The 12,632-nt window shown below is 66.9% G+C and carries 13 protein-coding genes; 4 read left to right on the top strand and 9 right to left on the bottom strand.

Annotation, left to right across the window (positions count from 1 at the left end):
• The first annotated feature begins 282 nt into the window (after nt 1–282).
• The 3 genes from LXE91_RS04505 to LXE91_RS04495 all read left to right on the top strand — a co-directional run bounded on the left by LXE91_RS04505 (nt 283) and on the right by LXE91_RS04495 (nt 2,574).
• Nucleotides 283–507, top strand: coding sequence for a cysteine-rich CWC family protein (locus LXE91_RS04505; protein ID WP_039353835.1), 225 nt, complete (start codon nt 283–285; stop codon nt 505–507).
• A 92-nt stretch (nt 508–599) separates the two neighbouring features.
• Nucleotides 600–2,018 carry an ATP-binding protein gene (locus LXE91_RS04500; protein WP_278068117.1) on the top strand — a complete coding sequence of 473 codons (1,419 nt, stop codon included), beginning with the start codon at nt 600–602 and terminating at the stop codon, nt 2,016–2,018.
• A 13-nt stretch (nt 2,019–2,031) separates the two neighbouring features.
• Nucleotides 2,032–2,574 carry a response regulator transcription factor gene (locus tag LXE91_RS04495; protein ID WP_021156278.1) on the top strand — a complete coding sequence of 181 codons (543 nt, stop codon included), beginning with the start codon at nt 2,032–2,034 and terminating at the stop codon, nt 2,572–2,574.
• Between the two features lie 71 nt (nt 2,575–2,645).
• On the opposite strand, the gene hslU is transcribed toward LXE91_RS04495, so the two are convergent.
• The 8 genes from hslU to dapF all read right to left on the bottom strand — a co-directional run bounded on the left by hslU (nt 2,646) and on the right by dapF (nt 10,827).
• The gene (gene hslU, locus LXE91_RS04490; protein WP_039353843.1) at nt 2,646–3,989 is read right to left on the bottom strand and encodes an ATP-dependent protease ATPase subunit HslU; all 1,344 of its coding nucleotides are present in this window, start codon (nt 3,987–3,989) and stop codon (nt 2,646–2,648) included.
• 10 nt (nt 3,990–3,999) lie between these two features.
• Nucleotides 4,000–4,536: an ATP-dependent protease subunit HslV gene (gene hslV, locus LXE91_RS04485; protein ID WP_006477497.1), complete on the bottom strand. Its 537-nt coding sequence runs from the start codon at nt 4,534–4,536 to the stop codon at nt 4,000–4,002.
• Nucleotides 4,537–4,771: 235 nt separating this feature from the next.
• Nucleotides 4,772–5,188 (bottom strand): RNA polymerase-binding protein DksA, encoded by a 417-nt coding sequence (gene dksA / locus LXE91_RS04480; protein ID WP_006477498.1) that lies wholly within the window; start codon nt 5,186–5,188, stop codon nt 4,772–4,774.
• 497 nt (nt 5,189–5,685) lie between these two features.
• Nucleotides 5,686–6,765 carry a CobW family GTP-binding protein gene (locus LXE91_RS04475; RefSeq protein ID WP_039353847.1) on the bottom strand — a complete coding sequence of 360 codons (1,080 nt, stop codon included), beginning with the start codon at nt 6,763–6,765 and terminating at the stop codon, nt 5,686–5,688.
• Between the two features lie 200 nt (nt 6,766–6,965).
• On the bottom strand, nt 6,966–8,180 hold the full coding sequence (locus tag LXE91_RS04470) for a class I SAM-dependent rRNA methyltransferase (RefSeq protein ID WP_039353919.1): 1,215 nt from the start codon (nt 8,178–8,180) through the stop codon (nt 6,966–6,968).
• A 76-nt stretch (nt 8,181–8,256) separates the two neighbouring features.
• On the bottom strand, nt 8,257–9,177 hold the full coding sequence (gene xerC / locus LXE91_RS04465; RefSeq protein ID WP_046544044.1) for a tyrosine recombinase XerC: 921 nt from the start codon (nt 9,175–9,177) through the stop codon (nt 8,257–8,259).
• Nucleotides 9,178–9,191: 14 nt separating this feature from the next.
• Complete coding sequence (locus tag LXE91_RS04460; protein WP_039353854.1) at nt 9,192–9,920, bottom strand: DUF484 family protein; 729 nt, start codon at nt 9,918–9,920, stop codon at nt 9,192–9,194.
• Nucleotides 9,921–9,957: 37 nt separating this feature from the next.
• Entirely contained in the window at nt 9,958–10,827 is an 870-nt protein-coding gene (gene dapF, locus LXE91_RS04455) for a diaminopimelate epimerase (protein WP_039353857.1), read from the bottom strand.
• 385 nt (nt 10,828–11,212) lie between these two features.
• On the opposite strand from dapF, the gene LXE91_RS04450 reads away from it, so the two are divergent.
• Nucleotides 11,213–11,515 (top strand): HigA family addiction module antitoxin, encoded by a 303-nt coding sequence (locus LXE91_RS04450; protein ID WP_039353860.1) that lies wholly within the window; start codon nt 11,213–11,215, stop codon nt 11,513–11,515.
• Between the two features lie 21 nt (nt 11,516–11,536).
• Here the strand turns inward: LXE91_RS04450 and lpxL are convergent, their stop codons facing one another.
• Nucleotides 11,537–12,421, bottom strand: a complete 885-nt coding sequence (gene lpxL / locus LXE91_RS04445) for a lauroyl acyltransferase LpxL (protein WP_039353863.1) — start codon at nt 12,419–12,421, stop codon at nt 11,537–11,539.
• Nucleotides 12,422–12,632: the final 211 nt, after the last annotated feature.

Raw genomic sequence — 12,632 nt, 5'->3', positions numbered from 1 at the left:
TTGAAACACGGCGAATTGTACAGGAGTGGCGCAGCGCAGCATCGGGTTTTTGGACGGGCCGGAACACCGGCGGCGGCGCCCGGGCACCGCACGCGGCGGCCCGCCGGCTATGGCGCGGCGCGATGTGGGCAGCGATCCGGGCAGCGCTGCGCGGGCGGTGGCGGCGGGGCGGTTCGCGGGCGTTGGGAATGGCCCTCGGCCTGACGGCCGGCGTGCAAAATCCGTTCGTCGCGCTATGCTTGTCGCGTCGGGCGGCTTCACGCCCGCTCGAGCGCTTCCGCCATGACCGATCCTGCCGTCGACGCCCGTTCCGCCCCGCGCCGTGCACGGTGCCCGCACTGCGGGCGCAGCTTCGACTGCGGCGCCCGCACGCAGCCGTTCGAATGCTGGTGCGCGTCGATGCCGGTCTTGCCCGGCGGTACGCCGCCCGCGGCCGGCGCACGCTGCCTCTGCCCCGAGTGCCTGGCCGACGAGATCGCGCGGCGGATGGCCGGCGCGGCCCGCTGACGGCATCGGCCGCGCACGCGTGGCGTCCCGTTTGCCTCGTGCCGATCCGGCCCCGCTAGGGGCGCCGCCCGCTAAACGGGTAAACTGCTCGGATGCAACGAATCACCACCACCGGGCGCGTCAACCTCAGTCACCTGTTCTGGCTCCGCAATCTCGCGATCATCGGCCAGCTCGTGACGATCGGTGTCGTGCAGACCTATTTCGGCGTGCATCTGCCGTTGCCGGCGATGCTGATGGTCATCGCGCTCGAAATCGTTTTCAACGCACTGACCTGGGTGCGCGTGCTGCGCGCGCGGCCCGAGACCAATTTCGAGCTGCTCGGCCAATTGTGGGTCGACCTCGGCGCGCTGTCCGCGCTGTTGTTCCTGTCGGGCGGCACGACCAACCCGTTCGTGTCGCTGTACCTGCCTTCGCTCGCGATCGCGGCGGCCGTGCTGCCGTGGCACCTGATGATCTGGCTCGCAGCGTTCGCGGTCGCGTGCTACGCGGCGCTCGGCTTCGACTCGGTGCCGCTCAACATGGACAATCCGGCGAACCTGTTCGACTACTATCGTACCGGCATGTGGGCGAACTTCATGGTCAGCGTCGGGCTGATCGCGTGGTTCGTCGCGCGCATGTCGAACGCGCTGCGCCAGCGTGACGCGGCGCTCGGCGAGGCGCAGCAGCATCTGCTGCGCGACGAGCGGGCCGTTGCGCTCGGCGTGCAGGCCGCTACCGTCGCGCACGAAATGGGCACGCCGCTGTCGACGATCGCGATGCTCGCCGAAGAGCTGCGCGACGCCGCACGTGACGATCCGGGGCTGGCCCGCTACGACGCCGACCTGAAGGTGCTCGAGGAACAGATGACGCTCTGCACGTCGGCGCTCGCGCGCCTGCGCAGCCGGGCGAGTACGCCGGCGAGCCGCCAGCCGGTGGACGACTGGCTCGATACGTTCGTCGAGCACTGGCGCCTGCGGCATCCGCACGTACAGTTCGAATTGCTCGGCGCGCGCCCGGCGGGCGTCGCGCTCGACGACACCGTCGCGGCCGGCCAGATCCTGACGATCCTGCTCGACAACGCCGCGCGCGCGAGCCCGCAGCGCGTGACGCTGGCCGCGAAGGTCGCGCACGCCGGGGCGGCTGACGAGATCGAATTCGAGGTATGCGACGACGGGCCCGGCATTCCGGCCTCGCTGCGTGAATCGCTCGGCGCGATGCCGGTCGACAGCACGCAGGGCGGGCACGGGGTCGGCCTGTATCTCGCGTTCAGCGCGGCCGCGCGGCTCGGCGGCGAGATCGAACTGTCCGATATCGTGCCGCGCGCGTCGGGCGGCAACGGGCGGGCGGGCAGTGCGGCGAATGGTCACGCCGCGGCAGGATCGGCACAGCGCGCGGGCCAGCGCCCGGCCGAAAGGGCAACCGGCACGCCGGAGAGTCGCCCGGCCGGTACGACCGCCGCGCGCGGCACGCGGGCCGTGCTGCGGCTGCCGGTCGTGCGCGTCGCGGCGTCGGCCGCCTCAACCAACACGTAGACGGAGAAACCACATGAGCGAGAACAATTTCCTGGTGATCGACGACAACGAGGTGTTCGCGGGCACGCTCGCGCGCGGCCTCGAGCGCCGCGGTTATGCGGTCCAGCAGGCGCACGACAAGGAGGCGGCGCTCCGGCTCGCCGCCGGCGGCAAGTTCCAGTTCATCACCGTCGACCTACATCTCGGCGAGGATTCTGGCCTGAGCCTGATTGCGCCGCTGTGCGACCTGCAGCCCGACGCGCGGATCCTGGTGCTGACCGGCTACGCGAGCATCGCGACCGCCGTGCAGGCGGTGAAGGAAGGCGCCGACAACTATCTCGCGAAACCCGCGAACGTCGAGTCGATCCTGGCCGCGCTGCAGACCAACGCGACCGAAGTGCAGGCCGACGAAGCGTTGGAGAATCCGGTCGTGCTGTCGGTCGACCGGCTCGAATGGGAACACATCCAGCGCGTGCTGGCCGAGAACAACAACAATATTTCAGCGACTGCGCGTGCGCTGAACATGCACCGCCGCACGCTGCAGCGCAAGCTCGCGAAGAAGCCGGTGCGGCAGTAAGCGGCGCACCAGCGAAAACGGGCGGCCCCCGACGAAAGGGGCCGCCCGTTTTTCATCCGGCGCCGTGCGCGTTACAGCACGTAGCGCGACAGGTCTTCGTCCTGCGACACTTCGCCGAGCGCGCGATCGACATACTTCGCGTCGATCGTCACGCGCTCGCCGGCGTGGTTGCCGGCCGAGAACGACACTTCCTCGAGCAGCTTCTCGATCACCGTATACAGGCGGCGCGCACCGATGTTCTCGGTCTTCTCGTTGACCGAATAGGCAATTTCCGCGAGGCGGCGGATGCCGTCGTCGGCGAATTCGAGCTGCACGTCTTCGGTCGCGAGCAGCGCCTGGTACTGCTTGACGAGGCTTGCGTCGGTCGCGACGAGGATCGCTTCGAAATCGTTCACCGACAGCGAGTCGAGCTCGACGCGGATCGGAAAGCGCCCCTGCAGTTCCGGAATCAGGTCGCTCGGCTTCGCGAGGTGGAATGCACCGCTCGCGATGAACAGGATGTGATCGGTCTTCACCATCCCGTACTTCGTGTTGACCGTCGTGCCTTCGACGAGCGGCAGCAGGTCGCGCTGCACGCCCTGGCGCGACACTTCGCCGCCGCTGCCTTCGTTGTTGCGCGACGTGATCTTGTCGATTTCGTCGAGGAACACGATGCCGTTCTGCTCGACGTTCTGCACGGCCTTCGTCTTCACTTCCTCGTCGTTGAGCATCTTCGCCGCTTCCTCGTCGGTCAGCAGCTTCAGCGCTTCCTTGATCTTCACCTTGCGGCGCTGCTTCTTGCCGCTGCCGAGGTTCGAGAACATCGAGCGGATCTGCTCGGTCATCTCTTCCATTCCCGGCGGCGCCATGATGTCCATGCCGGCCGACGGCTGCTCGAGGTCGAGCTCGACTTCCTTGTCGTCGAGCTGGCCTTCGCGCAGGCGCTTGCGGAACGTCTGGCGCGTCGCGTTGTTGTCGTCGTTCGCGTGTTCGGCGTTGCCGCCGAAGCCCACCGCGCGCGGTTGCGGCAGCAGGATGTCGAGGATGCGGTCTTCCGCCTGGTCGGTCGCCTTGCTGCGCACCTTGCGCATCTCGGATTCGCGCGTCTGCTTGACCGAGATCTCGATCAGGTCGCGCACGATGCTGTCGACGTCACGGCCGACGTAGCCGACTTCGGTGAACTTGGTTGCTTCGATCTTGATGAACGGCGCGTCGGCGAGCTTCGCGAGGCGGCGTGCGATTTCGGTCTTGCCGACGCCCGTCGGCCCGATCATCAGGATGTTCTTCGGCGTGATTTCCTGGCGCAGCGGGTCGGCGACCTGCTGGCGGCGCCAGCGGTTGCGCAGCGCGACCGCGACGGCCTTCTTCGCCTTCGCCTGGCCGATGATGTGCTTGTCGAGTTCCGAGACGATCTCGGCAGGGGTCATGGTGCTCATGGGGCTGTCCTTACTCGATCGTTTCGATGATGCGGTTGTGGTTCGTGTAGATGCACATGTCGCCGGCGATCCCGAGCGACTTCTCGACGATCTCGCGCGGCGACAGCTCGGTGTTCTCTACCAGCGCGCGGGCCGCGGCCTGCGCATACGCACCGCCCGAGCCGATCGCGCAGATGCCGCCTTCCGGGTCGAGCACGTCGCCGTTGCCGGTGATCACGAGCGTGGTGGTGGCATCGGCCGTGATCAGCATCGCCTCGAGGCGGCGCAGCATCCGGTCGGTGCGCCAGTCCTTCGCGAGCTCGACGGCCGCGCGGGTCAGGTTGCCCTGGTGCTTCTCGAGCTTCGCCTCGAAGCGGTCGAGCAGCGAGAACGCATCGGCGGTGCCGCCCGCGAATCCGACCAATACCTGGTTGTTGTAGATCCGCCGCACTTTCCGCGCGCCACCCTTCATGACGATGTTGCCGAGGGTTACCTGGCCGTCGCCGCCGAGCGCGACCTTGTCGCCGCGCCGGACCGAAACGATGGTCGTGCCGTGAAATTGCTCCATCTGCGTTCCTTGAGAAAAACGGGGAAGAGTCGGGGGCGCGAGGCGCCGCCGCGTAACTCGCCGTGCGCCGGGAAGCGGCCCGGCGCGCGTCCGATTCATTTTAGGGCGGGCGCCGGGATATCAAGAGGCCGGGTGGGCAAATCGACGGACCGGGAAGCGGTGCCGGAAAAACAAAAAGCGCGCGGCAGGCCGCGCGCTTTCGGGAAGCAGCGTGTTTGAGCGGAACGCCGCTCGATCAGTCGCCGAACAGCTTCTGGCGCAGCTCGCGGCGCTCCTGCGCCTCGAGCGACAGCGTGGCGGTCGGACGCGCGAGCAGGCGCGGAATGCCGATCGGCTCGCCGGTTTCCTCGCACCAGCCGTAATCGCCGGAATCGATGCGGGCGAGCGACTGCTGAACCTTCTTGAGGAGCTTGCGTTCGCGATCGCGCGTACGCAGTTCGAGCGCGTGCTCTTCCTCGATCGTCGCACGATCGGCGGGATCGGGGACGATCACCGTCTCGCGCAGGTTCTCGGTCGTCTGGCCTGCATTCTTGAGGATGTCCGCCTGCAACTGTTCGAGCCGATTTTTGAAGAAGGCGAGCTGATCCTCATTCATGTAATCCTTGTCGCTCATCTTCAGGATTTCGGCTTCGGTCAAGAGTTTCTTCGTCATCTGCTTGCTTCTTCAATGTGCGGCAAATCGAGAGATATTGCCTGCACTTTGGGATTACCCGCAACCGCGTTTGCATTCATTTGCGATTTGCCGCCGCGGGGCCGAAAGCCTCTGGAAAACCGGTTCTCAAATACCAGGATAGGCCTGGCGCGGAGTTGCGCGCGCTGCGAACCGGTGTGCTGCGCGGCACATCGCATCGGCCGCGGCCGGGAGGCGGATTGGCGATCCGGCGCGGTTGCGATGCCCGGAAAACTGGTTCAGCAAGAACCGGGCCTGTTTGTTGCCGTACTCCAGCGGGCACGTATTGTAACTGAATCGCAAGCGGGCGCCGTATCGGGTCGATCCCCGTCGGCTGCGCCAATATCTAGAAAATATAACGCGCAAATCGCGAAAAAGCGATGACGGCGAAACCCTGCCCAAAAAGGGCGCTCCGCGGCCGCCGCAGCCGCCTGCGAGGCGGCCGCCCGGCGGCGTGTGCGGCGCTTGCCCCGTGCGCGTCAGGCGAGGCAGGCGTCGAGGCCGTCGGTGATCAGGTCCTGCGGCAGATCGACGCCGATGAACACCATCTTGTTCGTCTTCTTCTCGACCGGCAGCCACTTCGACGCGAGGTCGCTGCCCATCATCTGGTGCACGCCCTGGAACACGACCTTGCGGTCGACGCCCTTCATGTACAGCACGCCCTTGTAGCGCAGCATCCGCTCGCCGTAGATCTGCAGGATGCCGCCGAGGAAGTCTTCCAGCTTGTTCGGGTCGAACGGGCGGTCGTTGCGGTACACGAACGACTTGATCTTGTCGTCGTGGTGCGCGTGGTGGTGATGGTGGTGGCCGTGGTCGTGATCGTGCGCGCATTGGCCGTGATCGTGGTCGCAACTGGCGTGATCGTGATCATGGTCGTGATCGTGGTGGTGATGCGCGTGATCGTCTTCGGCGAGGAAGTCGGGGTCGATCTCGAGCTTCGCGTTCAGGTTGAAGCCGCGCAGGTCGAAGATTTCCTTGATGTCGGCTTCGCCGAAGTTCACGACCTTGATCGCGGCCTTCGGGTTCATGTGCATCAGGCGGTGCTTCAGGCCGGCCACCGTCTGGTCGTCGACCAGGTCCGACTTCGTGATGAACAGGCGATCGGCGAAGCCGACCTGGCGCTGCACGACTTCGTGCTCGTCGAGCTGCGCGTTCGCGTGCTTTGCGTCCACCAGCGTGATGACCGCGTCGAGCAGGAAATCGTCGGCGATTTCGCTGTCGATGAAGAAGGTTTGCGCGACCGGGCCCGGGTTCGCGAGGCCGGTCGTTTCGATCACGATGCGGTCGAAGTCGAGCTTGCCTTCGCGCTTCTTCGCGGCGAGATCGCCGAGCGTGCGCGCGAGGTCGCCGCGGATCGTGCAGCAGATGCAGCCGTTGCTCATCTGGATGATCTGCTCGTTCGAATCCTGGATGAGGATCTCGTTGTCGATGTTCTCTTCGCCGAACTCGTTCTCGATCACGGCGATCTTCATGCCGTGCTGTTCGTTCAGGATGCGCTTGAGCAGCGTCGTCTTGCCGCTGCCGAGGAAGCCGGTGAGGATGGTGACGGGAGTGGCCATGTCAATCGCCTGTGGTTCGTGAATCGGGGTCAAAACCAGGATGTGCGTCGCGCCCGGGGCTTTGCCAGCCGGGGCGCACAACCATCCATTGAAACATACCTGTCAAGCCCTCGCCCGTCGTCCGAACGACAGGCGGGAGCGCGGATCCGCCGGGCGCGGGGCCGCGGCCGGCGAACGGTCACGCGCGTAGATCGGGGCAATCAGACGATTTGCAACAGCAGGCCCTTCAGATATTCGCCTTCCGGGAACGCGGCGAGCAGCGGGTGATCGACGCCCGCGCCGAGGCGCTTCAGGATGCGCGCGTCGACCTTCGCGTCGGCGGCCGCGCCCGCGACGATCTTCTGGAACAGGTCCATGTCGATCGCACCCGAGCACGAGTACGTGAACAGCAGGCCGCCCGGACGCAGCAGCTTGAAGCCGCTCAGGTTGATGTCCTTGTACGCGCGTGCCGCGCGATCGACGCTGTCGCGGGTCGGCGCGAACTTCGGCGGATCGAGCACGATCAGGTCGAAACGCTCGCCTTCGTCGACGAGGCGGCGCAGGGTCTTGAATGCGTCGGCGTCGAGCCAGGTCGCGCGTTCGGCGTCGAAGCCGTTGGCGACGACGTTCTGCTGCGCGAGCGCGAGCGCATCGCCCGACGAGTCGATCGATACGACGCGCTTCGCGCCGCCCTTGAGTGCGGCGAGCGAGAAGCCGCCCGTGTAGCAGAAGCAGTTCAGCACGTCACGATCGGCCGCGTATTGCGCCACCAGTGCGCGGTTGTCGCGCTGGTCGACGTAGAAGCCTGTCTTGTGGCCGTTCGGCACGTCGACGTGATAGCGCACGCCGTTTTCGTTCGAGATCAGCGTCGCGGGCGGCGCATCGCCGGCCAGCACGCCGGTCGTCTGTTCGAGCCCTTCCTTGTCGCGGATCGACACATCCGAGCGTTCATAGACGTTCGGGCAGTCCGTGGCGCCGACGAGCGCCTTCACGATCGCATCCTTCCATGCCTCGACGCCCGCGGCCATGAACTGGCAGACCAGCTGGCCGCGCGGCGCGGCGCCGGCTTCGGCGGTGTCCGCGACGTAATAGTCGACGATCAGCCCCGGCAGCCCGTCGGCTTCGCCGAACACGAGCCGCACCGCGCCCGTGCCCGACACCATCGTCGTGCGGTGCGTGACCGCGCGCTGCACGCGGCGCTTGAAGAACGCGTGGTCGATCGGCTCGTTCTCGTCGAAGCTCCACACGCGCACGCGGATCTGCGATTGCGGGCTGTACGCGCCGCGCGCGAGGAAGCGGCCGTCGTGCGCGCGCACGATCACGGTCGCGCCGGGGGCGGGCTTGCCGTCGACGCGGTCGATCGCATTGGCGTAGATCCACGGATGGCGGCGCAGCAGCGATTTTTCCTTGGACGGCTTGAGGGTGACGGTTTGCATGATGAGATCGAAATGGGCCGTGCGCGACACCGACCGTTGCAGGTCGCCGCGCGCGGCGGGTCATACGGGACGCGCGTCAGTCGCGCTTCTTCGCGCGCGGATGCGCGCTGTCGTAAATCTTCGCGAGATGCTGGAAGTCGAGCGACGTATAGACCTGCGTCGCGGAGACGCTCGCGTGGCCGAGCAGTTCCTGCACCGCGCGCAGGTCGCCGCTCGACTGCAGCACGTGCGTCGCGAACGAGTGGCGCAGCACGTGCGGATGGCCGTTGGCGGGGATGCCCGCGGTGAGCGCCGCGCGCTTCACGCGCTCGCGCACGACGCCCGGCGACATCCGGTTGCCGCGCACGGACACGAACAGCGGATGCGGATCGTGCTTCACGAATTCGCTGCGTACCGCGAGCCATGCGTTCAGCGCGTCGATCGCCTTGCGGCCGACCGGCACCTTGCGCTCCTTGTTGCCCTTGCCGCGCACGGTGACTTCGGCTTCGGCGAGGTCGAGCCAGCCGGCCGAGCGGTAGCCGTCGGCCTGCGTGTACATGACGTCGAGCCCGATCAGCTCGGCGAGGCGCAGACCGGACGAATAGAACAGCTCGAGGATCGCGTGATCGCGGATGCCTTCGGTCGTGTTGGCGAGCGGCGCGTCCATCAATGCGGAAGCATCGTCGACCGACAGCGCCTTCGGCAATGTCTTTGCGCGTTTCGGCGCGCGCACCGCGGCGACCGGGTTCGCGGGCATCTCGACGCGCTGCGCGAGCCAGCGGTAGAACGCGCGCCACGCGGACAGCCGGTGCGAGATCGACCGGGCAGACAGCCCGCCCGAATGCGCGCGCGCGACCGCGCCGCGCATGTCGGCGGCCGTCAGCGCTTCGAGCGGCCGGCCGTTCGCGAGCTTCTTCAGTTCGTCGAGTTCGTGCGTGTAGCCGCGCAGCGTGTGTTCCGACAGCTGCCTGACGTGCTTCAGGTTCGACAGGTAGGCGGCGATCGGATCGTCTGTCATCGCTTGCGGAAGGATCAGTGCGGCAGCAGGCGCGTGAGCGCGGCGCTCGCGAGCGTCGCGATCTGCGCGAGGAAGTCGGTGGCCATCCCGTCGTGGAAGCGGCGCGGGTCGGGCGAGCCGAGCACGAGCAGGCCGAACGCGGGCGCATCGTTGCCGGCGAGCGGCGCACGCAGCGCGAGCAGCGCGACCGACGCGGCCGAGCCGTCGCCGGCCGGCGGCGCGGCGTCCGCGCCCTCCGCCGCATTCGCGGCCGGGGCGGCGATCGCGGGCGCGAGCCACTGCGCGGCCTCGAAGCCCGTGTTCGCACCGCAGTACGGCGTCGACAGCCCGTTCGTGAACAGGCGCACTTCCTCGCCGACCTGGCGCGCGAAGTCGGCCTGCGAGTAGGTGTCGGCGACATCCCACACGCGCAGCGCCGTCTGCGGTACGTCGAAGACTTCGGCGATACCGTCGGCGATCGTGCGCGGCAGCGCGTACGGATCGCGTTCCGCGATCACGCGTGCCGTCCAGCGGCTGAACTTCGCGGACAGGCTGTCGTTCTCGTGGCCATAGCGCACGAGTTCGGCGAGCCGGCGCTCGAGATGCTTGTTCTTGTCGCGCAGCATCTCCATCTGCCGCTCCTGCAGCGAGATCGCGGCCTTGCCGTGCGGGTTCGCGAGGCGGATCGTCGCGAGCAGTTCGGCGTGCCGCGCGAAGAATTCGGGATTGGCGAGCAGGTAGTCGGCGACTTCGCGATCGTTCATGTGGCTGGAGCGTTCAGTTATCAAGGACGTTGCAGGGTCAGGCGGGCAGGTCGATCTCGCCTTCGAACACGGTCGTGGCGGGCCCGGCCATCATCAGCGCGGCGGCTTCGTCGCGCGCGCCGTCCCAGCTGATCGTCAGCGTGCCGCCGTGCGTGTGCACGGTCACGGGCGAATCGAGCAGGCCGCGCCGGATGCCGGCCGCGACCGCCGCGCATGCGCCGGTGCCGCACGCGAGCGTCTCGCCTGCCGCGCGTTCGTACACGCGCAGCTTCACCTCGCTGCGCGACACGATCTGCATGAAGCCGGCGTTCACGCGCTCCGGGAAGCGCGCGTGATGCTCGATCAGCGGGCCTTCTTCCAGCACCGGATACGCTTCGGTGTCGTCGACGACCTGCACCGCGTGCGGGTTGCCCATCGTCACCGTCGAGATCCAGCGTGTCGCGCCGCCGACGTCGAGCGGCCACAGCGTGTCGCGGCCCTCGGTGCGGCCTTCGAGGCCCGCTGCGTCGAACGGCACCTGCGCCGGCGTGAACACGGGCGCACCCATGTCGACGACGACTTCGCCGTTGTCCTGCATCGTCAGCGTGATCAGGCCCTTCATCACCTGCACGCGCACGCTGCGCTTGTCGGTCAGGCCGCGGTCGCTGACGAACTTCACGAAGCAGCGCGCGCCGTTGCCGCAGTGTTCGACCTCGCCGCCGTCGCAATTGAAGATCCGGTACTTGAAATCGACGCCGTCGACGGTCGGTTTTTCGACGAGCAGCAGCTGGTCGGCGCCGATGCCGAAGTGACGATTGGCGAGCGCACGCACCTGCGCTTCGGTGAGCGGCGGCAGTGCGCGCGAATAGCCGTCGAGCACGACGAAGTCGTTGCCCGCGCCGTGCATCTTGGTGAACGAGAGTTTCACTGGGTCCGGATTTCCATGGCGAACGAGGCGGTCAGCGCGGCGTGCTCGACGCCGCGCCATGCGGGGCCGCCTCGTTCGTCGTGCTGATCTCAACCGCAAATGATACATGCAGCCGACAGGGGCGTCCTGCGCGGGCGGGGGCGGGTGGGGGCGAATTGGGGCGCATCTGTCGATCGGTCGACTGGGCGCGTGTGCGACAGGCGGGCAGATTGACGAGATGTGGCGGGCCTGTCGTCGTGCGAGCAGGTTCGGCGAACGCACGGGATGGCGCGGGCGCGTACTTTCGTACAGGTCAAATTGACGAGGCAATCAAGATCTTTCAGCTTTGAGGGTGCCGACGCTGTTCTGGTCGATTACCAGGACTACCACTGAGGTAATTCAAACCATGACCCGTATCTTCAATCCGCCGCATCCAGGCGAAGCGCTGCGCGACGACGTGCTGCCGGCATTCGGCCTGACCGTCACCGAGGCCGCGGCGCAACTCGGCGTCACGCGTGCGGCGTTGTCGCGCATTCTGCGTGGTCATGCAGGGATCTCGCCGGAAATGGCGTTGCGCATCGAGGCGTGGCTTGGCGAGGAGAACGGCGGTCGCGCGGATCTGTGGCTCGCGCAGCAATCCGCTTACGATTTGTGGCAGGCGCGCGCGAAAGGCGTGCCCAAGATAGCGAGAGCGCGGGCACGCACGTGACCGCGCTCTCGTGAGCATGGCTCAATACAGGCTCGGCTCGCCGTTCGGGCGCGTCTTGAAGCGCTTGTGCACCCAGTAGTACTGCTCGGGCAGCAGCGGGATCTGCTCCTCGAGGAATTCGTTCATCCGCCGCGCGTCGAGATCGTCGTCGCCGGTCGGGTAATGCTCCCACGGCTTGAATACCTTCAGACGGTAGCCTTTGTAGTTCGGCAGCACCTCGCCGATGAACGGCACGACCTGCGCACGGCCCGTCTTCGCGAGCCGGCCGACCGCCGTCAGCGTGCAGGCGGGCACGCCGAAGAACGGCACGAACGTCGAATTGCGAAGCCCGTAGTCCATGTCGGCGCCGAGCATCACCGGCTTGCGGTCGCGCAGCCAGCGCAGCACGACGCGTGCGCTGTCCGCGCGGCCGACCATCTCGGCGTCGAAACGCCCGCGCGCCTTCTTCGCCTCCTCCTCGAGCACCGCGTTCGAGAACGGCTGGTAGAGCGACCCGCAGCGGCGATGCAGCGAACGATTCAGCCAGATCGAGCCGGCCTCGATGCCGACGAAATGCAGGCCGAGGAACAGCGTCGGCGGCAGGTCCGGATCGTCGAGATCGACCGCGCTGTCGACCTGGATCAGCTTCGCGAGCTTTTTCTCCGAACCGAACCACTGCACGCTGCGTTCGACGTAGCTGCGGATCGCATGGCGGAAATGCTGCCCGGCAATTTCCTCGCGGCGCTCGTCGCTCCAGTCAGGGAAGCAGAGTTTCAGATTGGTGTGTACGATGCGTTTTCGCCGGCTGGGGATCTTGTAGAGCAGCCAGCCGAGACCATCGCCGAACCGTGCGGTCAGGCCGTACGGCAACAGGGCGAGCAGTTTCAGCAAGCCAATGGCGAGGTGCGTGGCTAGACGACCTAGCATGCGAAACCTCCGTGGGACCGGCTGGCCGGCGCTTTGCAAACAGGGTGGTGAGACAGCGGAAGATGCAGCACGGGCGGCGCTCTGTGACAATTCAGGAAAGCCGCTATAATACGGGCTTCGCCGAGTTAACTGACAACTTGCGGGGCGAAGCCGGTTGGCGTCACACACGCTGCCCGGTCCTGGTAATCCGCTAAAGCGTCGCCGCTTCAGG

This window comes from Burkholderia contaminans, from assembly GCF_029633825.1.
GTDB classification, from domain to species: domain Bacteria; phylum Pseudomonadota; class Gammaproteobacteria; order Burkholderiales; family Burkholderiaceae; genus Burkholderia; species Burkholderia contaminans.
Note: the sequence above shows the minus strand (reverse complement) of the source record. Positions and strands in the feature narration are given on the sequence as shown.